Source organism: Apibacter mensalis (assembly GCF_001418685.1).
GTDB lineage: Bacteria > Bacteroidota > Bacteroidia > Flavobacteriales > Weeksellaceae > Apibacter > Apibacter mensalis.
This window is the reverse complement of the sequence record NZ_LIVM01000011.1, coordinates 46,716-71,192: the sequence shown is the minus strand read 5'-3', so window position 1 is coordinate 71,192 and position 24,477 is coordinate 46,716. Positions and strand designations below refer to the sequence as shown.

Annotated in this window: 21 protein-coding genes and 1 tRNA gene; 16 read left to right on the top strand and 6 right to left on the bottom strand. The window is 29.5% G+C overall.

Features of this window, described 5'->3' with window-relative positions:
- Both ASC36_RS10970 and ASC36_RS08400 read right to left on the bottom strand, forming a co-directional pair.
- Positions 1-209, bottom strand: a 209-nt coding sequence (locus ASC36_RS10970) for a hypothetical protein (protein ID WP_221400575.1), incomplete at its 3' end; no start/stop codon positions are given.
- A 110-nt stretch (positions 210-319) separates the two neighbouring features.
- The gene (locus ASC36_RS08400) at positions 320-1,027 is read right to left on the bottom strand and encodes a LexA family transcriptional regulator (protein WP_167336877.1); all 708 of its coding nucleotides are present in this window, start codon (positions 1,025-1,027) and stop codon (positions 320-322) included.
- A 94-nt stretch (positions 1,028-1,121) separates the two neighbouring features.
- Between ASC36_RS08400 and ASC36_RS08395 the strand changes: the two genes are divergently transcribed.
- The 4 genes from ASC36_RS08395 to ASC36_RS08380 all read left to right on the top strand — a co-directional run bounded on the left by ASC36_RS08395 (position 1,122) and on the right by ASC36_RS08380 (position 2,392).
- Positions 1,122-1,346: a hypothetical protein gene (locus tag ASC36_RS08395; protein WP_055426049.1), complete on the top strand. Its 225-nt coding sequence runs from the start codon at positions 1,122-1,124 to the stop codon at positions 1,344-1,346.
- Positions 1,347-1,360: 14 nt separating this feature from the next.
- A complete protein-coding gene (locus ASC36_RS08390) occupies positions 1,361-1,543 on the top strand; it encodes a helix-turn-helix domain-containing protein (RefSeq protein WP_055426048.1) in 183 nt (60 codons plus the stop codon).
- A 37-nt stretch (positions 1,544-1,580) separates the two neighbouring features.
- Positions 1,581-1,949: a hypothetical protein gene (locus ASC36_RS08385; RefSeq protein WP_055426047.1), complete on the top strand. Its 369-nt coding sequence runs from the start codon at positions 1,581-1,583 to the stop codon at positions 1,947-1,949.
- A gap of 92 nt (positions 1,950-2,041) precedes the next feature.
- Positions 2,042-2,392 carry a hypothetical protein gene (locus ASC36_RS08380; protein ID WP_055426046.1) on the top strand — a complete coding sequence of 117 codons (351 nt, stop codon included), beginning with the start codon at positions 2,042-2,044 and terminating at the stop codon, positions 2,390-2,392.
- Between the two features lie 1,100 nt (positions 2,393-3,492).
- On the opposite strand, the gene ASC36_RS08375 is transcribed toward ASC36_RS08380, so the two are convergent.
- The gene (locus tag ASC36_RS08375) at positions 3,493-5,934 is read right to left on the bottom strand and encodes a heavy metal translocating P-type ATPase (RefSeq protein ID WP_055426045.1); all 2,442 of its coding nucleotides are present in this window, start codon (positions 5,932-5,934) and stop codon (positions 3,493-3,495) included.
- 152 nt (positions 5,935-6,086) lie between these two features.
- Between ASC36_RS08375 and ASC36_RS08370 the strand changes: the two genes are divergently transcribed.
- From ASC36_RS08370 to priA, 3 genes are all read left to right on the top strand, one after another.
- A tRNA-Arg gene (locus ASC36_RS08370) sits at positions 6,087-6,158 on the top strand.
- Between the two features lie 186 nt (positions 6,159-6,344).
- The gene (queG, locus tag ASC36_RS08365; RefSeq protein ID WP_055426055.1) at positions 6,345-7,271 is read left to right on the top strand and encodes a tRNA epoxyqueuosine(34) reductase QueG; all 927 of its coding nucleotides are present in this window, start codon (positions 6,345-6,347) and stop codon (positions 7,269-7,271) included.
- 97 nt (positions 7,272-7,368) lie between these two features.
- Complete coding sequence (gene priA / locus ASC36_RS08360; protein WP_055426044.1) at positions 7,369-9,792, top strand: replication restart helicase PriA; 2,424 nt, start codon at positions 7,369-7,371, stop codon at positions 9,790-9,792.
- Positions 9,793-9,914: 122 nt separating this feature from the next.
- On the opposite strand, the gene pdxH is transcribed toward priA, so the two are convergent.
- Positions 9,915-10,559 carry a pyridoxamine 5'-phosphate oxidase gene (pdxH, locus tag ASC36_RS08355; RefSeq protein ID WP_055426043.1) on the bottom strand — a complete coding sequence of 215 codons (645 nt, stop codon included), beginning with the start codon at positions 10,557-10,559 and terminating at the stop codon, positions 9,915-9,917.
- Between the two features lie 51 nt (positions 10,560-10,610).
- On the opposite strand from pdxH, the gene ASC36_RS08350 reads away from it, so the two are divergent.
- Positions 10,611-11,153 carry a YqgE/AlgH family protein gene (locus ASC36_RS08350; protein ID WP_055426042.1) on the top strand — a complete coding sequence of 181 codons (543 nt, stop codon included), beginning with the start codon at positions 10,611-10,613 and terminating at the stop codon, positions 11,151-11,153.
- A 194-nt stretch (positions 11,154-11,347) separates the two neighbouring features.
- Positions 11,348-12,013: a hypothetical protein gene (locus ASC36_RS08345; protein ID WP_055426041.1), complete on the top strand. Its 666-nt coding sequence runs from the start codon at positions 11,348-11,350 to the stop codon at positions 12,011-12,013.
- A gap of 73 nt (positions 12,014-12,086) precedes the next feature.
- On the opposite strand, the gene ASC36_RS08340 is transcribed toward ASC36_RS08345, so the two are convergent.
- Positions 12,087-13,172: a M42 family metallopeptidase gene (locus ASC36_RS08340; RefSeq protein WP_055426054.1), complete on the bottom strand. Its 1,086-nt coding sequence runs from the start codon at positions 13,170-13,172 to the stop codon at positions 12,087-12,089.
- Between the two features lie 61 nt (positions 13,173-13,233).
- Here ASC36_RS08340 and ASC36_RS08335 point away from each other — a divergent pair, with 61 nt between their 5' ends.
- The 5 genes from ASC36_RS08335 to ASC36_RS08315 all read left to right on the top strand — a co-directional run bounded on the left by ASC36_RS08335 (position 13,234) and on the right by ASC36_RS08315 (position 20,828).
- Complete coding sequence (locus ASC36_RS08335; RefSeq protein WP_055426040.1) at positions 13,234-13,887, top strand: DUF4294 domain-containing protein; 654 nt, start codon at positions 13,234-13,236, stop codon at positions 13,885-13,887.
- Between the two features lie 105 nt (positions 13,888-13,992).
- Complete coding sequence (gene ccsB / locus ASC36_RS08330) at positions 13,993-17,271, top strand: c-type cytochrome biogenesis protein CcsB (protein WP_073961253.1); 3,279 nt, start codon at positions 13,993-13,995, stop codon at positions 17,269-17,271.
- Positions 17,272-17,856: 585 nt separating this feature from the next.
- Positions 17,857-18,498 carry a DUF4290 domain-containing protein gene (locus tag ASC36_RS08325; protein ID WP_055426039.1) on the top strand — a complete coding sequence of 214 codons (642 nt, stop codon included), beginning with the start codon at positions 17,857-17,859 and terminating at the stop codon, positions 18,496-18,498.
- On the top strand, positions 18,495-19,808 hold the full coding sequence (murA, locus tag ASC36_RS08320) for a UDP-N-acetylglucosamine 1-carboxyvinyltransferase (RefSeq protein WP_141656238.1): 1,314 nt from the start codon (positions 18,495-18,497) through the stop codon (positions 19,806-19,808). Before ASC36_RS08325 ends, murA begins: the two co-directional genes overlap by 4 nt.
- A gap of 15 nt (positions 19,809-19,823) precedes the next feature.
- Positions 19,824-20,828 carry a glycosyltransferase gene (locus ASC36_RS08315; protein ID WP_055426037.1) on the top strand — a complete coding sequence of 335 codons (1,005 nt, stop codon included), beginning with the start codon at positions 19,824-19,826 and terminating at the stop codon, positions 20,826-20,828.
- A gap of 2 nt (positions 20,829-20,830) precedes the next feature.
- Here ASC36_RS08315 and ASC36_RS08310 read toward each other — a convergent pair whose 3' ends face one another.
- Positions 20,831-21,250: a hypothetical protein gene (locus tag ASC36_RS08310; protein WP_055426036.1), complete on the bottom strand. Its 420-nt coding sequence runs from the start codon at positions 21,248-21,250 to the stop codon at positions 20,831-20,833.
- Between the two features lie 463 nt (positions 21,251-21,713).
- On the opposite strand from ASC36_RS08310, the gene ASC36_RS08305 reads away from it, so the two are divergent.
- Positions 21,714-23,921: an anaerobic ribonucleoside triphosphate reductase gene (locus tag ASC36_RS08305; RefSeq protein ID WP_055426035.1), complete on the top strand. Its 2,208-nt coding sequence runs from the start codon at positions 21,714-21,716 to the stop codon at positions 23,919-23,921.
- Positions 23,914-24,417 carry an anaerobic ribonucleoside-triphosphate reductase activating protein gene (gene nrdG / locus ASC36_RS08300; RefSeq protein ID WP_055426034.1) on the top strand — a complete coding sequence of 168 codons (504 nt, stop codon included), beginning with the start codon at positions 23,914-23,916 and terminating at the stop codon, positions 24,415-24,417. Before ASC36_RS08305 ends, nrdG begins: the two co-directional genes overlap by 8 nt.
- Positions 24,418-24,477: the final 60 nt, after the last annotated feature.

Below are 24,477 nucleotides of genomic sequence, written 5' to 3'. Positions count from 1 at the left end.
CTATTGATGTTTATAATTATTTTTATGTTTTGTAAACCACTGTCAGATGCTGTAATTATAACTCTGCTAGGTACAACTACAATTAATGTTTTAGGCTTAATGTATATTGTTTTAAAAGGGTATTTTAAGAATTGATTTTTCAATACTTCTAATAAGTAGCGGTCAAAAAACCCCATCCATTCTTTTCCTGAAAATTTGAGCAATAACAATCCGGTGGTTTTTTCAGAAATCCAAAAAACCCATAAGAATAATGTAAATAATATTCTTTTAGAAAAGAAACTCTATTGGTTGAAAAATTAATTTTAGCCTTCTATTTGGGCTAAAATCTTAAAATTCTTTCTGTTATTTTGATCACGTTGTATAATTCTCTAACCTCATTAAGATTTAGGGTAAAATCTTCTCCGTAGTTAGGATTTAATGAATGACAAGTAATAGTTCCCTCTTCGATATTGTGTGCAACAATTTGTTTTATAAGCAATCCGTTAACATGGTTTATGACAAAAAACCATTGGTTAAAATGTAATTTATAATACCAAAGCTCTTTTTTAACTTCTCTACCCAAAATAACATCTCCTTCGCAAATAGAACGGAACGATCCGTCATTCATGCTGTCTCCGGAAACTTCAAAGCATCTGTATTTACCGTGAAAAGTTCTGTCAACTTGAACTTTTACCGTGGGCAATTCTTCAACAAAAGTAGCATCATTATACTCATTCAAATATCCTGCTTGAGCTTTAATTCCAATTAAAGGCACTTCCATGTAATTAGGGTCTACTTCTTTAACTTCTCTGTATTTAGGGCTTTCCGGTTCTTTTAACATTTCGCCTTTTCCCGTTAAAAGCCAATTCGGGTTTAAGAATTCGCATTTTGAGTATATTAAATCTTTGTCAAATGTGTTTCTTGCGTACCAACTGGATAATGTAGTTGGAGCAATTCCTAAAAATTTTGCAAAATCTGATTTTTTTTTAACTCCTAAATGATTCATTATATCATTCAAAATCAATTTCTTATCTACAATAATACTCATTTTTGTAAAATTTATACGCATAATATTTGTTTTATACGCAAATATGCGTATATTTGCATCATAACATTATTACTTTTAACAAATATAATAAAAAATGACAGATCAAATAAAACGCATATTTATTTCCTTACGAGCAGATAGAAAAAGTGCTATACGTGTTGTTTTGGCTACTCGATACAATATGAGTGTAGATTCTGTGAAAAACATGTGGATTTACGGAGGTAAGATTCCCGCAAAATATCAGAAAGAAGTATTAGAAATTCTTCAAAATGAATTGAAAAAACAGATAGATGAGGATAAAAAAATTTTAGCAAAATAAAAACATAAAAAAATATGAAAGTCTTAACCATCAAAGAAGTAGTAGACAGAACAGCCATATCTCGCCGCACTTTATACAGAATGATAGAAAGGGGGGTAATTGGGACCGAAGACACTTTCAAGATAGGCTATATCAGAAAAAAAAGAGTATTTACCGAGAAATGGGTAAATGACTTTATAAAAAGTCAAATGGGTTAAAAGCAAACAATTAAACCAACCTAAAAAAACAGATCTTATGGAATTAAATGTAAACATGCATATAGAGTTAGGGCGTGAATCTCTGGAGCTTTTAAAAAAAATGTTGGAAGGGAAGGAGTTAAATGGAGCCAATGAAATAAATAAAGTTATTAAGGATATTAAAGTACAAGAAAATTCAGATACGAAGGAGAAAAAAGGAGCATTCCAAGGTGAGGGGGTATTTGCACAACTGGCAGATCAAGCGAAGTTAAATATTATAAAAAAAGAGATCAATACTCTTACGAAGCTGAAAAAAAACAGAGAGATAAAAGAATTATTATTAGAACATGGCGCCATACGCGCGTCTGAATTAGCACCCGAAACCTACGACATGATTTATGAGGCCTTAACAAACTTGAAAAAGTGATTAAAAAAGCAAAGAATTAAAGAAACTACATAAAACCAAAAAAGCCCCGCAGCAACAGGGCTTAAGTACAACATCAAAAAAATGATATTGCTATGACAGTAACAAAACTACAGCAAAAAACAGAATTAACCAAAGAAATAATCAATTGTGTTTTTCAAAAAACGATAGAAATTCTTTACGACACTACCAACCTACCTAAAGAATGTGATTTAAGCTATAAAATAGAAAAGATAGAGGGGTATTGCGTATCGGTTAGGTTTTCATGGATAAGAGATTATGTGAACTATGACATCTCTTGTCATTGTTGGGACGAAGTTATGAGTAAAACAGCAGATACAGAGGCATATTTGTTTCATAAAGGATTAGTTCCTCAAGTCTCAGATAAACCTATAGATAGAGATCAAATAACAACACGTTGGAAATTTATGTTAAAGATAAACTAGGAATAACAGCAGATTTCTATTCGTTAAAACATTTAAACCTAGATGAGGTTACTGAAATATTATCAATCTAGAATTCGGCGAAAATGGCATTTCATACAACAACAAATTTGAATGAAAAAATTATTAAATTGTTGAAATACAAAAACAACTAAATCAGTTAAAGTATTTTTAAAATAAATATAAAAAATGCATAGTTAATAATAATTAAAAATAATGACTTAAGTCTTGCCAATTATTAATTATTAGTTAACATTAAAAAATACATTTTTTTAATATTAATTAGAAGGGTTTTGCAAGTGGCATAAGTAGTTTAAATATACAATCATTTCATAAGAACTATATATTTTTTTTAAACATAATAAATAAAATATTTTTAAGATATATAATTATTATTATTTAAGATTTAAACATATAATGGTATTATCTGATATTTTTTGAAGCTATAAATAATTAAAAAGGTTTTGTTATGGAATTCCGTAAAATAAAAAATAATATTATAGTAACTTAGTACCTACATATAAATTCATAAGTGGAAAATTTAAATGTTATGTATTTTTTTAACATTTGTTTTTATACCATATGAAATTTATATACAATTAACTGTGTAAGGTAATTAAATTATTTATTTTACTAATTTAATTCAATTATTCTTTAATAAATACTAATTCATCTTCACAGCATTTTATCACTAAAATATAGTAATAGGGATTATATAAATAAAATGTAATTCATATTTATCATTAACATCAAAGTAAAATTTTATAATATATATATGACAAATATTATATTTATATAAATCAAATAATTTTATATATTTGTATTATTAAAATAACAGTATATTTAATTTATTTTAATTTTTATATAATCTAGTTTAAACCTTAAACACTAAACTTTATGAAGAATATTAGACCCTCTATTTCATTACTCACCTTAATTTATTTTATAACCATGATTTGTGCTGTGTATATCAGTATAAGGATATTAATTAGATAATAAAATAATTATAGATTAATTTTATTTTTTGAGTTTTGTATTATAGCCTCCTTAATAAATAGGAGGCTCTTTAAATTTTATCTAAGTACATCTATAAAAATATACATTTAATTTTTAAATTTTAAAAGTAAGCTATTACTGACCACACTAACGCTGCTTAAGGCCATAGCAGCACCAGCGATCATTGGATTTAATAAAAAATTGTTGATAGGATATAATATTCCCGCAGCAATAGGAATTGCTATTATATTATATATAAAGGCCCAAAACAAATTTTGCTTAATGGTTTTAACGGTTTGTTTAGATAATTTAATTGCTATAAGTATTTTTAATAGATCTCCGGAAATTATGGTCATTTTTGAAACATCTATAGCAATGTCTGATCCACGCCCCATTGCTATACTAACATCAGCTTGAGCAAGTGCAGCACTGTCATTAATTCCATCACCAACCATTGCTACAATTTTTGAATTGGGCGAAGATTGAAGATTTTTCACATAAGCAATCTTATCCTGTGGTGAAACTTCTGATTTATAAAAGTCAATTCCGATTTCCTTGGCTACATAATCAGCTGTTGCATTATTATCGCCAGTCAACATATGAATTTCGATACCTGACATTTTAATTTGTTTAATTGCATTTTGTGATGTAGGTTTAATTTTATCTGCTATGGATATTCCCGCAAGTATATTTCTTTCATCAGCAAATAAAATGGAAGTAGTAGCTTGTACTAACTTTTTATCTATCCAATTTTTTGCTTCATTAGTTATAGAGATATTATTAGTGTTTAATAAAGAATAGTTCCCGATAAAATATTTTTTATTTTGATAAATACCTATAATACCTTGCCCTGAAACATTTATGATCTCTAGATCTGGTATAAAAGATATGCTTTTATCATTCAAAAACCTAACAACTGCTCCAGCTAAAGGATGTTCAGATGATCTTTCAATACTATAAAGAAGATTTTTTTCAAGATCATTTTTTGAAATAAACCATTTAAAATCTTCAACTTGAGGTTTACCTTCTGTTATCGTACCGGTTTTATCCATTACTATGGTATTAATATTTTTAGTAATTTCAAGACTTTCTGCATCTTTTATAAGAATACCTTTTTCAGCACCTTTACCTATTCCGACCATAATCGCTGTTGGAGTTGCTAAGCCTAAAGCACAAGGACAAGCAATAACTAATACGGTTACAAAGCTCTGAAAACCATATATAAACCCTTGATTTCCGTAAAAAATAATCCAAATAAACATGGATAATAAAGCTATCATAAAAACTGTAGGAACAAAAATACCGGCAATTTGATCAACCAATTTCTGAACAGGTGCTTTACTGCCCTGAGCTTCTTGTACCGTTTGTATAATTTGAGATAAAAGAGTATCTTTGCCAACTTTTTCTGCACGGAATTGAAAACTACCTTTTTGATTAATCGTTCCGGCAAATACAGATGAACCTTTTACTTTTTCAATAGGAATAGGTTCTCCGCTAATCATGCTTTCGTCAACATAGGAATTTCCCGATATTACGACTCCGTCGACAGCAATTTTTTCTCCAGGTTTAACTAAAATGGTCATTCCGACAGTAACAGATTTAATTGGAATTTCATCTTGATTGGTTCCTTGAATTATAGTTACAGTTTTAGGTTGTAAACCTATTAACTTTTTTATAGCAAAAGAAGTATTTCCTTTTGCTTTTTCTTCTAATATTTTACCTAATAAAATAAACGTTATGACTACAGCTGAGGCTTCAAAATATACATGAGGTTCCAATCCTCGTTGGATCCAAAAATATGGAAATAATGTATTAAAAACACTAAAAATGTATGCAGTACCTGTACTTACTGCTACTAATGTGTCCATATTAGAAGTACCCTGTTTAGCTTGATTGTATGCTCCTTTAAAAAATTGTTTACCCAATATAAAAACAACAGGAGTGGCTAATAGCCACATAACATAATTTGCCCAATACTTATGCATGAGTGAAGGAATCATTCCGATAATTAATAGAGGAATGGAGAATAGCATGGCACCGATAGTTTTCTTTTTTAAAGCTTGATAATGATTTTTTTGTATTTTTTCCCATGAATTTTGAGAATCTTCATTGGTAATAATAAGATCATATCCTGCTTCGTGTAAAGATTCTTTTAATTTTTCCGGAGTTATCATTGAAGGAATATATTCAATGTATGCGGTTTCGTTAGCATAATTTACCGAAGCAGAAATTACTCCCGGTTGCATTTTTAAGATGTTTTGACTGCTATTTGCACAAGAAGCACAACGTAAATTTATTATAAGAAAATTATTTTTTATAATAGGAACTTCAACCCTTAAGCTTATCAGCATAGTTACAGCTTTAGATATAGCTTCATCAGGGTATTTACTTGTCAATCGAATCCTTTTTTTGTTCAGCTCTAAATTACATGTATCAATTTCTTTAATAGAATTTAATGCATGATCAATTTTAGAAATATCTGATTCTTCAATTTTATTTTCTAAAGGTATGTAATAGTATACAGGATTATTTTTTTTATAAAAATTCATAACTTTACTTAAATCTTAATATAAAATTTAACATCTATTTACCTATGCAAATGTAAGTTGAATAGCATGGGAAGATGTTATACAATTATGGAATAAATTTATAGTTCGAAATTTCCTTAGTTTTTCATACTTTTGTAAAAAATTTTAAAAATGGCCTCATAGTTCAATGGATAGAACAAAAGTTTCCTAAACTTTAGATGTGAGTTCGATCCTCGCTGAGGCTACATTGAAAAAAAGACTTATGATATTGTAAAACAATATTTTGAGTCTTTTTTTGTATAAATGTCCGTCTTATTAGCATTTATCTATATCTTGAGATTGGATAAGTTCGAGTGAATTATTTTCACATGATTTTTAATTTTATCCTTTTAAAGGTTGAAATTTATATTTTTAAACATATTAATTACGAATTGAACAAAGATCAACTAACATATTTCATAAAAGAGAAGTCAAAAGAGTATTTTTTTATAGGATGCGGAATATCTCGTTCAAAATTTTTAGATGAAGAAGCCCCAAAATTAGAAAAGTGGCTTAAAGAAGGATATCATGGGAGCATGAAATATTTAGAAAATAATTTTGATAAAAGATTGGATCCGGGATTACTTGTTGAAGGAGCGAAATCAGTTATCTCTTTGTTGTATAATTACTATCCTCAAGAAAAGCAAGACACAGAAAGCTATCATATAGCTAAATATGCTTATGGAGAAGATTATCACCAAGTTATACGCGAAAAATTGCAAAAATTAGTGCAAGAAATACAAGATAAGGTAGGTCAATTCTCCTATAGAGTATTTACAGATTCTGCACCAATATTGGAAAGAGCGTGGGCTCAAAAATCGGGATTAGGTTGGATAGGCAAAAACTCACTTTTATTATCCAAGCAAAAAGGTTCATTTTTTTTCCTTGCAGAAATCATTTGCGATCTCGAATTAATCTATGATGAAGCTTTTCCAACCAACCATTGTGGGAGCTGCACCCGCTGCATAGATGCTTGTCCAACCCACGCTATAATTGCCGAAAGGGTAATTGATTCCACTAGATGCATATCATATCTTACCATTGAATTGAAAGATCAGATCGGGGAGGAATTTGATGGAAAATTAAAGGATTGGATTTTTGGATGCGACATTTGCCAAGATGTATGTCCGTGGAATAGATTTTCAACACCTCATAATGAAGAAAAATTCATTCCAAAACCGGAATTATTATCCTATACTAAAAATGATTGGAATGATATAAATCAAGAGACATTTAAAATAATATTTAAAAATTCAGCAGTTAAAAGAACAAAATTTTCAGGGTTTTACAGAAATATTCTTTTTAACAAAAAATCTTAGCCATCTTTATCTATTCATTTCAATAATTCTTAATCTAAAATAAAAAATTATACATGCTAAATATCGTATCTTTGTTATTCTAAAAATATACAAAAAATTGGAGTTTGCAAACGTAATTATTCCTCTTTCATTAGATGGTGTTTTTACCTATCACATACCTAAAGAATTACAAAATCATATTCAGATCGGGCAACGGGTTGTAGTTTCTTTTGGCGAAAAAAAATTATACACTGCCATTGTGGAAAGTCTGCACAATAAGAATCCTGAACTTTACAAAACCAAAGAAATTTATTCTATCCTAGAAGATTATCCATTAGTTACTCAAAAACTAATTGAATTTTGGAAATGGATTGCAGAATATTATATGTGTCCCTTAGGAGATGTATATAGAAATGCCTTTCCAACAGCCTTAAAATTGGAAAGTGAAACGTTTATCAGAAAAACATCTCAAAATATATCCTGGGAAGATTTAGATGAAAAAGAAACCTTTGTAATGCAGAATCTCGAGATTAAAACATCAATTAATTTAAAAGAAATTGAAGCTTTTTTGGCAAAAAAATACATCATCCCTTCCATAAAATCTTTATATGAAAAAAAATTAATTGAATTGGATGAACAAATTATTGAAAAATATAAACCCAAGAAAATAACCTATGTCAAATTAAATCCAATATTTGAAAATTCAGAAATATTTCAAAAAGCATTGGTAGACATAAACAGAGCTGAAAAGCAAAGAGAAGCACTGTTATTATTTATAAAAATGCAACAGCAGAGAGCGACTTTCATTCAAAAAAAAATGTTGGTAGAACAATCTTCTCCATCTGTAGTTAAATCGCTTATTGAAAAAAAATATTTGCAAGAATTTCAGCTTCAGAAAGATCGTTTAGAGGAATACGATGATCACATAGAAGATTCTTATAAACTTTCATCGGCTCAAAGTGAAGTATTGAACGAGATTGAAAATCAATTCCAAATTTATTCAACCGTTTTATTGCATGGAGTGACCTCATCCGGTAAAACAGAATTGTACTTCCAATTGATTGAAAAACAAATTTTAAATTCTCGTAACTCACTATTCTTATTACCGGAAATATCAATCACTACACAACTCGTAACTAAAATAAAAAAACGGTTTGGAGATGAAGTAGGTGTTTATCATTCTAAACTTAGTCAGAACGAACGAGTAGAAGTATGGAAAAATACGTTAGATAATAAATATAAAGTAATTATTGGAGCTCGTTCTTCTATTTTTTTACCTTTATATAATATAGGATTAATTATTGTAGACGAAGAACATGACAGCTCTTATAAACAAACTGAAATAAAACCATTTTACCAAGCAAGAGATTGTGTTCAAATTTTAGCTCGTCAAAATGATGCAAAAGTTTTACTAGGTTCTGCTACTCCTTCTATGGAAAGCTTTTATAATTGTGAGCAGGGAAAATTTGGTTTAGTAGAACTTAAAGAGAGATTTGGAAATATAAAACTTCCGGAAATAGAAATGGTCTCCCTATGTAAACCTACTTTAACTCCTAATATTTCTTACCGATTACAAGAAGAAATCCACCAATGTTTAACTGATAAGAAACAAGTTATACTTTTTCATAATAGACGTGGATTTTCTCCTATTCTGGAGTGTAATAATTGTGGACACTCACCCACTTGTCCTAATTGTGATGTTACCCTTACTTATCATAAAGTAAGCTCAACTTTACGTTGTCATTATTGTGGATATATTATGGCTTTTCCCAATTCATGTCCAAGCTGTCATTCCCATGCTTTGGAAACGAAAGGAATTGGAACTCAACAAATCGAAGAAGAAGTAAAGCACCTTTTTCCCGATGCTAAAATAGCTCGCATGGATGTTGATACTATGAAACGTAAACATGCCTATGAAATATTATTTGAAAATATGGCCCTTAAAGAAATAGATATTCTTATTGGTACACAGATGGTAACCAAAGGTCTTGATTTTGAGGAAGTCCAATTAGTAGGAATAATACGTTCGGATTCTCTATTGAATTTACCCAATTTTAGAGCAGAAGAAAAAGCCTTGCAACTTTTAACACAGGTTAGCGGTAGAGCCGGAAGAAGAAAAGAAGGTAAAGTATTAATACAAACTTTTGATCCTGAAAATCCCTTTTATTTTTTTATTAAAGAAAATAATTACCATTTGGCAAAAGAGGGAATTTTAAGAGAGCGAAAAGAATATTTATATCCGCCTTACTTTAGATTGATAGAGTTGACATTTAAACATAAGAATAATGAGAAAGTAAAAAAAGCAGCTAATATAGTTGGAGATTATTTGAAAAATTATATTCAGGAACCATTAATTTTAGGTCCCGAAGAAGGATTGATACCTAGGATTAATAATCAATTTATATATAAAATTCTATTAAAATATACGGCTACAAAATCAACAAAAAATAGTAAAAAATACATAAAGGAAGCAATTTCTAAGCTGCATAGCTTATCATCATTTCGTTCAGTAAAAATTGATGTAGATGTGGATCCATCCTAGCTAATTATCAACTTATCTTAAATTCATATTATTAACAGAACTTAAAAAAAATAAATTTTTGAATTTTCCAAACGTTAAATAATCAAGTATGAAATAATTTTCTTTTGAATTTTTTATGAAAACTACGGAGCGTAACGCTGTATAATCCAATCAAAATTTTGTAATATATAAACTATTCTATCATGTAAACGATTAGGCCTACCTTGCCAAAATTCAATTTGATATGGTTTAACTATATATCCTCCCCAATGATCAGGTCTTTTAATTTCACTATTATTATTTGTAGCAATTTCTAATTCCCTTAATTTATTTTCTAAAAAATCCCTGTTAGGAATTACTTCACTTTGAGGAGATACAATTGCCCCCAGTTGGCTGCCTAAAGGCCTGGAATGAAAATATCCATCAGATAAATTAGGAGGCAGCTTTTCTGCTATTCCATTTATGGTAATTTGTTTTTCAAGACTTTCCCAATAAAAATTAAGACATACATTCGGATTTTTACTTATTGCTCTACCTTTCCTGCTATGGTAATTGGTATAAAATATAAATCCTTCCCAAGTGTATTGTTTTAATAGAACTCTACGAGTCCGGGGAATTAAATGATCTTCAACCGTTGAAAGAGTCATAGCATTAGTCTCAGAAATTTTATCACTCTGCTCTGCTGATAAATACCACTCCCTAAATAATTCCATTGGGTTATCTTTTAGCTCCGATTCGGAGAGATAACCTAAATTGTATATTTTTCTTCGATCAGATAAATCTTCCATTACTGAAAAATATGTAATTTTATGTTGTAAGTTAGAAAAAAAAAGATAAAAATGAATTACAAAGGTAAACTTTTAATTTCGAAACCTATTAGCGATGATTCCTTTTTTTCGAAAAGCGTTGTTTTTATTACAGATTATGATTTACAAAAAGGAGCTATAGGTTTCATTCTTACTAAAATATATCACCAAAAATTATCAGATTTAGTTCCTGATATTGATTCTGAAATAGATGTTTATATTGGGGGACCAGTAGATTCAGATCATATTTTTGTTATCCATTCTCGTCCGGATTTAATTAACGATAGTATTTCTATAAATGAAAAATATTATTGGTCAGGTGATTTCGAGGACATTAAAATAGCTTTACAAGAAAACCTTATTAATACTAATGAGATTCGATTTTTTATTGGATATTCAGGTTGGAAAGCTGAACAATTAGAAAATGAAATTAAAAAGGATGATTGGTTGGTTAAGGATAATGAAGACTTAAATGTTTTAATATGGGATAATAATCTATGGAAAAAAGAACTAATAAGAGTAGATAAAAAGAATATTATTTGGATAAATTCTCCTAAAAATCCAAAATTAAATTAACATACATTAATATAAATGTTTTTTTAACAAATATTAATATGATATAATAATTTGCAAATTAAAGTATATTTTTTCTTTATTTTTATCATATATATATAAAATTGAAACATATAATTAAATTATGAGTTTTAATTTTTTTTTTAATAATTTTGCAAATAAGTTACAATTATCTTATTTAGCTAACCAATATTATAATGAAAATTCAGTATTTGTTATTAATTTTAATATTAATAATTTTTGCCTATTTTAATAGAGTAAATGGTTTTAATTGTGACATTATTGGAAGTGTTAAAAAGGTTCTTATAAAACTAAGATTTAATTCTGAAAAATTTAGTTTAACTTATATTAAATTAAAATTTAATCTTTGGTGCGAGAGATTATCAAAAAAAAAGAAATTTTTTGATCCTAAAATACAGGTTAATAATTTAACAGATTCTAATTCTAAGTTAAATAATAATAAACTATTACCTAAAAAGGCTAACCAGGATAATCTTAATCATACTATTTATATTCATCGTTACCAAAGGAAAAATGAATGGAATGATGGAATTGAATGCAAATTGAAAATTCATTTCTTAAATTTATTTGATCAAAATATTTCAACAAAAACATTTTTTACAACTTTGGTATATAAAAATAAAAACTATCTTCTTGAAAATAAAAAAAATAAAATTGCTAAAACTAACTGTTATTATGATAATATTTTAAAACTCATAAATAAAGGTATTACAACCGATACTTGTAAATTAATCAATTCTTGTGCTCAAGCTGCAACTAACTATAATCCATATAAATTAAATGTCTCTGACTTACAAGAGACCCACTTTGTTTTTTTTTCCAAAATATTATATAATATTTAAAATACCATTTATATCCATACAATGGAAATAACAAAGAATATAAAAGGAGCTAGTAATTAGCTCCTTTTTAATTTTAAAAATATTTAAAACTTAGATTACTTTTTATTGTTTTTAAAGAATTATAAATCATAAGAATAGTATTTTCAACATCCTTTTTATGAACCATTTCTACAGTAGTATGCATATATCGCAAAGGGAGAGAAATCAAAGCGGAAGGTACTCCTCCATTTGAATAAGCAAAAGCATCAGTATCTGTGCCGGTTACTCTACTGGAAGCTTGTCTTTGAAAAGGAATATTATTTTTTGCTGCACTGTCGATTATTAATTCCCTTAAATTATTTTGTACAGCCGGTGCATAAGAAATTACAGGACCGTTTCCGCATTTTATTTCTCCGTGTTTCATCTTATTTATCATTGGCGTAGTAGTATCGTGGGTGACATCCGTAACTATGGCTACATGGGGTTGGATAGTTTGCGTTATCATTTCTGCTCCTCTTAATCCAACTTCCTCTTGAACTGCATTGGTAATATATAAACCATAATCAATAACATCTTTATTTTCTTTAATAAGTTTTGCTACCTCCGCAATCATAAATCCGCCTATTCGGTTGTCTAAGGCTCTTCCGACAAAATACGTATCGTTTAAAATAAAAAATTCATCCGGATATGTGATGATGCAACCTACATGAATTCCCAATTCTTCTACTTCTTTTTTAGTCGTGGCACCACAATCAACCCATAGAGTTTCAACCTTAGGTGGTTCCTCTACACCGGTATAATTTCTTGTGTGAATTGCCGGCCAACCGAAAACACCGTTTACTATACCTTTCTTAGTGTGTATATGAACCTTTTTTGAAGGAGCAATCATATGATCAGATCCACCATTACGAATGACATAAATTAAACCGTCATCTGTAATATAGTTTACGAACCAAGATATTTCATCTGCATGAGCTTCAATTACTACTTTATACTTTGATTCCGGGTTGATAATTCCGTATGCTGTTCCATAATTGTCTGTTCGAACTTCATTAACAAAAGGGGTAATATAATCAATCCATAATTTTTGTCCCTTACTTTCGGCCCCGGTAGGTGACGGAGTATTTATATATTTCTCTAAAAATTTCAATGAATTTTCATTTAAGATTGAATTTTTCATACTAACCTGATTTTTTACAAATGTACTAAATTTGGGAATAGTTTTTGATGGGATAAAATTTATGAACAATAAAATTTTCACTATTTTATGCATCTTGATTTTTAGTATCGCTCAATGTCAAAAAAGAGATTCATTAGAAACTAATATCCTCTTCAATTCGGATTCAGTAATGCTTAATGAATCATCAAAATATAGTATTACGGTAGACAGTGTATTAATCGATTTAAAGACCATACAAGTCCAAGCTATGCCTAAGTTTAATAATGACTTAGACAAGAACCAATATAACTGGCTTAAAAAAAAAGTTTTTAAAGTTTATCCGTATTTTCTAATAGCACTTAAACAATATAATAATTTACATGATTCGCTGAATTTAAATCTAAATAATTCTTCATTTCGAAAATATATAAAAAAAAGGCAAAAGCAACTTTCTGAAGAATACGAAGATAAACTAAAAGCATTAACAAAAACGGAGGGTAAAATATTTTCTAAACTCATGTATCGTTCTACCGGTAAAACCGTGTATGAGATAATTAAAGAATTAAGGAATGGATGGTCAGCTTTCTGGTGGAATGCGAAAGCAAGAGCTTTCGATATAGATTTAAAAGAGCCCTTTGATCCCTATCATATACGAGATGATGCATTTATAGAATCCATCCTTCAAAGAGCCTTCCAACGAGGAAAATTAACACCAACTAATGAAATTCCAGAATAAAAAATTAGAAATAAATTATGTTTTAACTGTTTACATTGTAAACATTTTGAATGTAGAGGTAAGTTAATGTATTTTTGAAAGTTTATAAAATAATATATAAAACCAATGAAGAAAATTCTTAACTTATTATTTTCTACTAAAACAACAGCGATTATGTTGGGCATTTATGCCTTGACAATGGCATGGGCTACCTTGGTAGAAAATGATTACGGAACCTCAGTAGCCAAGGCACTAATATATAATTCGGAATGGTTTGAACTGATTATGATCATTTTAGTATTAAATTTTATTGGAAATATTAAAAAATATAATCTCTGGTCTTTAAAAAAATGGCCCATTTTGGTATTCCATGTATCTTTTATCCTAATATTTATTGGAGGTGCAATTACAAGATACATTAGTTTTGAAGGGCAAATGCATATTAGGGAAGGAAATGCTAGTAATGAAATCATTTCAGATGCAACTTACTTTAAAGTTCAGATATCAGATTATAACGGAGAAACTAGAGTATATAAAGATATTCCTTTTACTTTAACTTCGGAAAATATACCTACGATACTTAAGCCTTTCCAAAAAAAGTTTTCTGCTACTTACGATTTTTTAGGTAAAAAAGTAAAATTAGAATCTCTTAAATTTATTCCGAGAGCTCAGGATTCTATACAATTAAGCCATTCAGGGAAACGTATTCTAAAAGTAATTTATTCAGGGAAAGGAGGGAGAGAAACTATTTATATAGAAGAAGGAACCGCAAGACAAGTTCAAAATTCTACGATAAGTTTTAACAATTATCTACCGGAAGCAATAAATATTACTACAGATAAAGAGGAAACATTCATTTCTTCCCCTATGATGGGTAAGCGTATGATCATGACTACCCGGGATGAGATTTCTGTGGAAGGAAACCAAAAAAAACAAGTTTTACATTTTGCAAGTCTCTATCAGTTTCCCCATGTCAGTTTCGTTATACCGACTCCTCCTCAATCAGGGAAAATCATTTATTACGAAGGGGATAAAAATAAAAATTCAGATGATCCCGATCTTATATACATGAAAGCCTCGACAAATCATGAATCTAAAGAATTTTTATTTTATGGAAAAAAAGGATTAACCGGCGTTCAAAAACAAGTAACTTTAGATAATTTAATTATTTCCCTAGGCTATGGATCTAAAATATATACAACTTCTCCATTTTATCTAAAGTTGAATAAATTCATTATGGAACATTATCCGGGAAGTAACAGTCCATCTTCTTATGAATCCGATATAGTAATTTTAGACGATGGAAAAGAAACTCCTTTTAAAATTTATATGAACCACGTATTGAATTATAAAGGATATAGATTCTTTCAATCCAGTTTTGATTCCGATTTAAAAGGAACGATATTATCAGTAAATCACGATTTTTGGGGAACGACCCTAACCTATATAGGTTATGCTTTATTAATAGTGGGAATGTTTATGACTTTGTTTTGGAAAGGGACCAGATTTTCAAAATTAAATAAACAATTAAAAAAAATAGCTGCTCATAAAAAATTATCCATATTACTGCTGTTTATTTTTTTTAGTCAATATGCCTTTACACAAAATTTGGAAAAGAATAATAAGGATAGAATTAAGATAAATAAACAAATACACGATACCGATAGGGATAAAAATTCCAATTCAAAATTAATTTATAAACAGGAGCATTCCCCTAGTTACAACTCAACTTATTCACAAGAATATGAGGGAGAATCATTTAGCAAAAGTATAGTCATTCCTAAATCACATTCGGATAAATTCGGTAAACTTTTGGTTCAATCATCGGAGGGAAGAATAGAACCCATAAATACGTTAGCTTTAGAAGTTTTACGAAAGTTATATAAAAGCGAAAAATTCTATGATTTAGATGCTAACCAATTTTTTATCTCCATATCAATTAATCCGATGATTTGGGCAAATGTACCTTTGATAAAAATTGGCAATAGGGGAGGTGATCAATTAAAAAAGCTAACTCGAGCTAATAAAAAAGGTTATACCTCTTTAATGAATTTATTTACAACCCAACCGGACGGATCACCCGATTTTATTTTGGCAAATGATTTCAAAAAAGCATTTAGAAAAAAAACATCCGAAAGAACCAATTACGATAAAGAAATCATTGAACTGAATGATAAGCTTCAAGTAATGCAAGGCTTAATCAGTGGTCAATATTTAAAATTAATTCCCATACCAAACGATAATAATCATACTTGGACGTCCTGGGTTTCACCGGATTTAAAAACAGATAGTACTGCTTTGAAATTAATTGGAGGGTATTTTAGAGCAGTAGTAATTTCAGAAAAAGATAGAAATTGGAATAAGGCTGATGTAGCACTAAAAAAAATATCGGATTATCAAGTTAAATGGGGTAAAAATATTATACCTCCTCAAGCTAAGATCGATTGGGAAATTCGATATAATCATTGGAATATATTTTTCAAAATAATGATCGGGTATGCTCTGCTGGGACTTTTGTTATTGGTACTTGCTTTTACAAAATTATTTACCGATAAATATAAATTATATAGTTGGTCAGAATGTATTTTATTGGGTTTTGTAATATTAATTGCACTTTTGCATGGAGTTGGACTAGCAGTACGATGGTATATTTCGGGACATGAACCTTGGTCGAATGGATATGAGGCGGTATTATTTATAAGCTGGATAAGTGTTCTGGCCGGCTTTTTATTATATCGAAACAGAAATGGATTTATACCTGCAGCAGGCTGTTGGGTAGCTGTCATTTTAATGGGGTTTGCTCACGGAGGAGATCAGATGAATCCACAAATTACTCCTTTAGTTCCTGTTCTAAAATCTTATTGGTTAATGATCCATGTTGCGGTAATAACATCTAGTTATGGTTTTTTTGGCTTGAGTGCTTTAATAGGAGTTGTAGTATTATTTTTATTTATAATTAACCATAAAAATATTTTCCATAAGGTTGAAAATTCAATTAAAGAATTAACTATAGTAAATGAAATATCACTTACCATAGGTATCTTTTTATTAACCGTCGGAACTTTTTTGGGAGGAATCTGGGCAAATGAAAGCTGGGGACGTTACTGGAGTTGGGATCCTAAAGAAACCTGGGCGTTTATCTCAGTAATTGTTTACGCTATTGTTTTGCACTTACGATTAGTTCCTAGTTGGAGGGGTAAATACTTGTTTAATTTTTTATCATTGATTGCTTTTTCAACTATAGTAATGACTTATTTTGGTGTTAATTATTACCTATCAGGATTGCATTCTTATGCTCAAGGAGATCCAGTACCAATACCGATATGGGTATATATTGTAATTTTACTAGTTATACTATTAGGAGTAATTTCATTTTTTTCGCAAAAAAGAAAATTTCATTCCTGAAAATATGTAAAGAAGACATATAAATATAATTATAAATAACTTTTGAGAACAATTTTTAATACTTTAAATAATGAATAGTTATTAAAAACATAGGATCGTAAAAATTATAAGTATATATAGATAACTCCAACTCGATTGGTTGTATAAAAGTTTTGATTATTTACATTAATTTTAATAAAAAAATACCTATAAGTTAAATAAATAGTAAAGACAGAGAAAATATCAAGAATTATAGCTACATTTGCATCCTACAAATAGTAGATTATTTACTAAAACTATTGTTCCTTTTAAAAAATATCCGATGACATAATATGGAAATTTATTATTAAATTAGGAGTTTTACAAATAATGCTTAATAGAAATAATTATACTTTAATGGCTAAAGTAGTTGCCTACAACATAAGTGAGCAAGAAATTATTTATCTTAAAATTTTCTTCCCAGCAATTTATTTTTATTAATTTAATTATGTTTTGTTATAGATAAATCTTTAACTTATCCATAAAGAAAGTCGGATTCAAAGGAGTTTTTTCTACAGTAAATTTTACACAATATAATGTTTGTAATATTAATTTTAAAATAAAATTATGGAGTATAATACTCAAAGAAAAAAATTGATTATTCCGGAATACGGAAGACATGTTCAACAATTAGTTGATCATTGTATGACTATTACGGACGATGATGAAAGAAATAAATTTGCCAGATCAATTATTGATGTAATGGGAGATTTAAATCCTCATTTGAGAGATGTGCCCGATTTTCAGCATAAATTATGGGATCAGCTTTTTATAATGGCTAATTTTGATTTAAAAGTAGAATCTCCTTATCCAATCCCAACCCAAGCAGAAATGAATACAGCACCTAAAAAAATGGGATATCCTTCCAACGAATCAAAATACAGATACTATGGTACTAATGTGAAAAAAATGATTGAAATTGCAAAATCATGGGAAGAAGGAGATAAAAAAGAAGGACTGAAATATGTAATAGCTAATCAAATGAAAAAAAATTACTTGAAATGGAACAAAGATCAGGTAGAGGATGAAGTCATATTTAATCATTTAGAAGAGTTATCTAACGGTTTATTAAAATTAAATTCCAAAGAAGCTTTAATGAATGTTACTGTTCAGAATAATTCGAATATATCCTATAAAAACAAGAATAGAAATAATAACAACTATAGAAATCTAAAGAAGAATAATTTTTCTAAAAACAAAAACAAATAATGAATACTTTTCAGATTTGCGGTGGAAAGCCTCTTCATGGTGAATTTTATCCGCAAGGTGCCAAAAATGAAGCTCTTCAAGTTATATGTGCAACTCTTCTTACCTCAAAACCTGTTAGGATAAAAAATATACCGGAAATACAGGATGTCTTAATTCTTATTGAAATTTTAAAAACAGTAGGTGTTAAAGTTGTGCGAAATGTTAAGGGAGACTATACATTTTGTTCTGAAAAAATTGATTTTGAATTTTTGAAAAGTAAAGAATTTAGAAAAAACGGAGCTCAGCTAAGAGGTTCTATCATGCTACTTGGTCCTCTTTTAAGCAGATTTGGAGAAGCCTATATTCCTGTTCCTGGAGGTGATAAAATCGGTAGAAGAAGATTGGATACTCATTTCAAAGGATTTATCGATTTAGGAGCCCAATTTAAATATGATGATGAAGAAAAATTTTATTCCGTTAAAGCAAAAAAGCTTAATGGAAATTATTTACTTTTAGAAGAAGCTTCAGTGACAGGAACTGCAAATATCATTATGGCAGCCGTTTTGGCTGAAGGAAAGACTCAGATATATAATGCTGCTTGTGAACCATACATTCAGCAATTATGTAAGATGCTTATAAAAATGGGAGCTAAGATAGAAGGAGTCGGGTCTAATTTTTTAACCGTTTACGGAGTATCCGAGCTAAACGGAGCCGAACATACAGTCCTTCCTGATATGATTGAAATTGGCAGTATTATTGGTTTGGCTGCAATGACTAAATCAGAAATTACAATTAAAGAGGTAAGCTGGGAAAATTTAGGAAATATTCCGGACACTTTTAGAAGATTGGGTATTTTAATCGAAAAAAAAGGAGATGACCTTTATATACCTTCTCAAGAACATTATAAAATTCAAAATTTTATAGACGGATCTATATTAACCATTTCGGATGCCCCTTGGCCTGGATTTACCCCCGACTTATTAAGCATCATTTTAGTAGTAGCTACTCAAGCTAAAGGTAGTGTTTTAATTCATCAAAAAATGTTTGAAAGTAGATTATTTTTTGTTGATAAGCTTATTGATATGGGTGCCCAAATTATTCTTTGTGATCCGCACAGAGCAACAGTTATAGGTTTAAATCACGAGATTCCTCTACGTGGAACAGTAATGACTTCGCCGGATATCAGAGCCGGTATTTCATTATTAATTGCCGCTATGTCTGCAAAAGGAACCAGCCGAATACATAACATTTTTCAAATTGACAGAGGGTATGAAAACATTGATGAAAGATTGAGGGTGTTGGGTGCCGATATCGTTCGGATTGACGTGTAACCATTAAAAAAAACTATGCATGGAGATTTACATTTAAAAATATCTATTATTATAGCTGTTTATAATAGAAAAGATGAACTTCAGGAATTATTATATAGTTTAATTAATCAAACAGATAAAAACTTCGAAATTGTTATTGTCGATGACGGGTCTGAAGATAAACTTGAACCAATTGTTTCGTCTTATACTGAAAAATTAGATATTAAATATTTTTACAAAAATAATTCAGGGGCAGGATTATCAAGAAATTATGGAGCTAAGTATACCTCAGGTAATTATTTTATTTTCTTGGATTCAGATTGTATCGCTCCCGTTCATTATATTAAAAACGTACGTAAAGAATTAAATATCAATTATGTAGATGCCTTTGGAGGGGCTGATTCAGCAGATAAAAATTTTACAGATTTACAAAAAGCAATATCGTATTCCATGACATCCCTACTTACAACCGGTGGAATTCGAGGAAATAAAAAGGTTATAAATAAATTCCAACCAAGAAGTTTTAACATGGGCATATCCAAAGAGGCTTTCGAAAGTGTTGGTGGATTTTCTGAATTAAGAGTGGGAGAAGACCCTGATTTAAGCCTTACCCTTTGGGAAAAAGGATATAATACCCGGTTTTTTCCTGAATGTAAAGTTTATCATAAAAGAAGGACATCACTTAAAAAATTTGCCAATCAAGTATATCATTTTGGAATAGCACGCCCCATATTAAATCAGAGACATCCTAACTATTCAAAAGTAACTTTTTGGTTGCCTTCTCTCTTTTTGATATTTACTATTTTATCTCTATTATTATCCTTATTAAACTATAGATTTATCTTACCTTTATTGTTATATTGTTTTAGTATCATAATGGATTCCGGTTATAAAAATAAAAGTATTAAAGTCGGAATTTTATCCTTAATTTCAACTTTTACTCAATTTTTTTCCTATGGTTTAGGATTTTTACATTCCTACATAAAATTAAATATTTTTAATATTGAGCCTAAAAAGGCATTTCCATCACACTATTATTAATTTTATTTAAATGAAGCATGATTACTGGTCTTAAGTAATTTCCCTTCTCCCATTACTTCCTTTTTACCATCAAAATAATAGGTATTATAGTATAAAATGTTTTTTTCAATTTTAACAGTCTTTACTTTTATCCCCCCATTCTTATTGATAAATTTTTTGAAGTTGTCCTTTTTAGCATCTTTATTAGAGAAAAATAATGTATAATCACAATCATTCAACCACTCTATTTTTTTATATGTTTCAACCCCATTGGTAACTTCCAATTGTCTATTTCCAGCTCTAATAATTATAGAACTTAAATTTGAATTTTCATTTATATTTCTGAATTCCCCTCGATTGAAATCTAAACAGGTAAGATTCTTATCCTGGGCATTACAGGTGAAAGAAATGTATAAAAATAAAAGTATTGTCAATTTTTTCATGTCTCAAATATAATAAAATATTATATCCAACTATCAATCGTTGTTAATAACTTTAATCACTAATTGCTGATCTTACAGAGTGAAGTTCTTTATTATTTTGACTGATCCATTTTTTACAATCTTTTGATTGATAATTGATATTTATATATAAATTTAAATAATAATATCATAACAAATATTTATGTTGAAAATTAAATTTATAAATAAAAAAGCGTAGTAAAAATAAGATTATCTTTGTAATACCATATGAAGCTTATGTCTAATACATTTCAAACAACAGAAAATAATTCTGTATCAATACCTCACTAAAGTATTGATAATTCAGTAACTACATCAATTAAAATAAGCATTATATTCTTGCTTCATAATAAACATTTGATGATTGATATAACTAAACTTATCTAACTATGATTAATTAATGGTTAATTCTAACTTAGATTAAAATATTTAAATTAAACATAAAATGATTCAGACAGTTATTAAAAGAGATGGACGCATTGTCGATTTCAATAAAAATAAGATTATAAATGCGATCAGCAAAGCTATGCAAAACACAAAAAATGGAGTTGATTCTCTTTTAATACAAAAAATTACTGATGATATATCTTACAAGGGTAAATTAGAGATGACTGTTGAAGATATTCAGGACATGGTGGAAATGGAATTAATGAAAAGTCCACGTAAAGAAGTTGCAAAAAAATATATAGCTTATAGAGACCAAAGAAATATTGCAAGAAAGGCTAAAACTTGCAATATGTTTTTGGAAATTATAGAAACCAAGTCTAATGAAGTTACAAGGGAGAATGCAAACATGAATGCAGATACTCCGGCGGGAATGATGATGAAATTTGCCAGTGAAACTACTAAACCCTTTGTAGATGATTATCTTTTAAATCCTGATACCAAAGAAGCAATTCTTTCCAATTATATACATATTCATGATAAAGATTATTATCCTACTAAAAGTTTAACATGCGTACAACATCCTTTAAATAAAATATTGGAAAACGGCTTCTTTGCAGGGCATGGAGAATCTAGACCGGCCAAAAGAATTGAAACCGCAAGTATGCTGGCTTGTATATCTTTAGAAACTGCTCAAAATGAAATGCATGGAGGACAAGCTATTCCGGCATTTGATTTTTATTTAGCACCGTTTGTAAGAAAAAGTTATATCGAAGAAATAAAAATTCTTGAGAATAGTAACGGTCAAAATTATGAACATCTGTATGATTATACAATTAAAGATTACTTAAAGGAAGAACTCAATCAAAAACAAGGAGACGAAAGAATTGTACAACACGCGATTAATCGAACTGTTAGTAGAGTTCACCAATCTATGGAAGCTTTTATTCATAATATGAATACCATTCATTCAAGAGGAGGAAATCAAGTAGTTTTCAGTTCCATTAATTACGGGACTGATAGTTCTCCTGAAGGAAGATGTGTGATAAGAGAATTATTAAGATGTACCGATGAAGGTGTGGGCAGCGGAGGAACAGCTATTTTTCCTATTCAAATATGGAAGAAAAAGAGAGGAGTTAGTTATTTACCGGAAGATCCTAATTATGATCTTTACAAGTTAGCATGTAAAGTCAGTGCTCGTCGTTTTTTTCCAAATTTTCTAAACTTGGATGCCACCTTTAATTATCATGAAAAATGGAATGCAAATGACCCCAAAAGATACCAATATGAAACTGCTACTATGGGTTGCCGTACTCGTGTTTTTGAAAACAGATTTGGAGAGAAAACATCTATCGGTAGAGGAAATCTTTCTTTTACCACCATCAACTTAGTCAGAATAGCATTAGAAAATCGCCAAATTGAGAATCAAACCGAGAGAATACATCAATTTTTTAAGAAACTGGATACTACATTACAAATCGTTGCAGAGCAGCTGCATCAACGTTTTGAGTTTCAAAAAACAGCAGCTCCCAAGCAATTTCCTTTATTGATGTCTACACTATGGAACGGTTCAGAAGAACTTAAATCAGAAAACAGTATAGAAAAAGTAATTAACCAGGGAACGTTGGGAATCGGATTTATAGGACTGGCAGAAGCCTTAGTGGCATTAATAGGAAAGCATCACGGAGAAGATGAGGGAGCCCAGCAACTAGGGCTGGAAATAGTAACATTTATGAGAGATAAGTCTTTGAGCTTTTCAGAAAAATATAAACATAATTACAGTGTTCTTGCTACACCGGCAGAAGGTATTGCAGGAAGATTTACTAGGAAAGATAAAAAAGATTTCGGAAAAATTAAAGGTATTACAGACAGAGACTATTATACCAATTCTAACCATGTTCCGGTTTATTATAAATGTAGTGCTCACTTAAAAGCTAAAATTGAGGCTCCCTATCATGATTTAACCAGGGGAGGACATATTTTCTATGTTGAGATAGATGGAGATGCTACTCACAATCCGGAATCGATTATGACTGTAGTTGATATGATGGATAAATATAATATCGGTTATTCTTCCGTGAATCATACTCGTAACCGATGTTTACAATGCGGATATGAAAATGCTGCTTCTAAACTGAATCAATGTCCGAAATGTGGAAGTAACCATATAGACCGTTTACAACGAATCACAGGTTATTTAGTAGGTACAACTGACCGATGGAATAATGCAAAATTGGCGGAATTAAATGATCGAATCATTCATGACTAAAATATCCATAGTAGATATAATACATGATACAACAGTGGACGGCCCCGGTTTTAGGACGTCTATTTATGCCGCTGGTTGCATACATAAGTGTTTAAAGTGCCATAATCCGGAATCTTGGGATATACATAAAGGAAGACACTATGTTGTCGATGAACTGGTAGACCTTGTAACACTTTCAGAATTTTCAAATGTTACCTTTACCGGCGGTGACCCGTTAATACAAGTAAAAGAATTTGCTGAATTAGCCGGAAAAATTAAAACTTCTACTCAAAAAAATATTTGGTGCTACACAGGATTTACATTTGAACAAATACATAAGTCCAAAAAATTATCACAAATTTTACCTTTTATAGACGTACTGGTAGACGGTAAATACATTCATACCTTATATGATGAAAATTTACGATTTAGAGGCAGTTCCAATCAAAGAATAATTGATGTACAACAGACACTTTTGCATAAAAATATTGTATTAAGAGAGGAATATTTTACATAATCAAATACATTATCATCATGGTATTAACAAGAAATAATTAGAAAGCAAAATTAATATAAA

Bases quoted from the DNA above. Each gene is read 5' to 3' on its own strand.
- ASC36_RS08385 (WP_055426047.1), top strand. From the start codon at position 1,581: ATGGAATTAAATGTAAACATGCATATAGAGTTAGGGCGTGAATCTCTG.
- ccsB (WP_073961253.1), top strand. From the start codon at position 13,993: ATGAAGAAAATTCTTAACTTATTATTTTCTACTAAAACAACAGCGATT.
- ASC36_RS08375 (WP_055426045.1), bottom strand. From the start codon at position 5,934: ATGAATTTTTATAAAAAAAATAATCCTGTATACTATTACATACCTTTA.
- pdxH (WP_055426043.1), bottom strand. From the start codon at position 10,559: ATGGAAGATTTATCTGATCGAAGAAAAATATACAATTTAGGTTATCTC.
- ASC36_RS08325 (WP_055426039.1), top strand. From the start codon at position 17,857: ATGGAGTATAATACTCAAAGAAAAAAATTGATTATTCCGGAATACGGA.
- ASC36_RS08395 (WP_055426049.1), top strand. From the start codon at position 1,122: ATGACAGATCAAATAAAACGCATATTTATTTCCTTACGAGCAGATAGA.
- nrdG (WP_055426034.1), top strand. From the start codon at position 23,914: ATGACTAAAATATCCATAGTAGATATAATACATGATACAACAGTGGAC.
- ASC36_RS08390 (WP_055426048.1), top strand. From the start codon at position 1,361: ATGAAAGTCTTAACCATCAAAGAAGTAGTAGACAGAACAGCCATATCT.
- ASC36_RS08335 (WP_055426040.1), top strand. From the start codon at position 13,234: ATGAACAATAAAATTTTCACTATTTTATGCATCTTGATTTTTAGTATC.
- ASC36_RS08305 (WP_055426035.1), top strand. From the start codon at position 21,714: ATGATTCAGACAGTTATTAAAAGAGATGGACGCATTGTCGATTTCAAT.
- ASC36_RS08380 (WP_055426046.1), top strand. From the start codon at position 2,042: ATGACAGTAACAAAACTACAGCAAAAAACAGAATTAACCAAAGAAATA.
- ASC36_RS08340 (WP_055426054.1), bottom strand. From the start codon at position 13,172: ATGAAAAATTCAATCTTAAATGAAAATTCATTGAAATTTTTAGAGAAA.
- ASC36_RS08350 (WP_055426042.1), top strand. From the start codon at position 10,611: ATGAATTACAAAGGTAAACTTTTAATTTCGAAACCTATTAGCGATGAT.
- ASC36_RS08400 (WP_167336877.1), bottom strand. From the start codon at position 1,027: ATGAGTATTATTGTAGATAAGAAATTGATTTTGAATGATATAATGAAT.
- ASC36_RS08345 (WP_055426041.1), top strand. From the start codon at position 11,348: ATGAAAATTCAGTATTTGTTATTAATTTTAATATTAATAATTTTTGCC.
- ASC36_RS08315 (WP_055426037.1), top strand. From the start codon at position 19,824: ATGCATGGAGATTTACATTTAAAAATATCTATTATTATAGCTGTTTAT.
- ASC36_RS08310 (WP_055426036.1), bottom strand. From the start codon at position 21,250: ATGAAAAAATTGACAATACTTTTATTTTTATACATTTCTTTCACCTGT.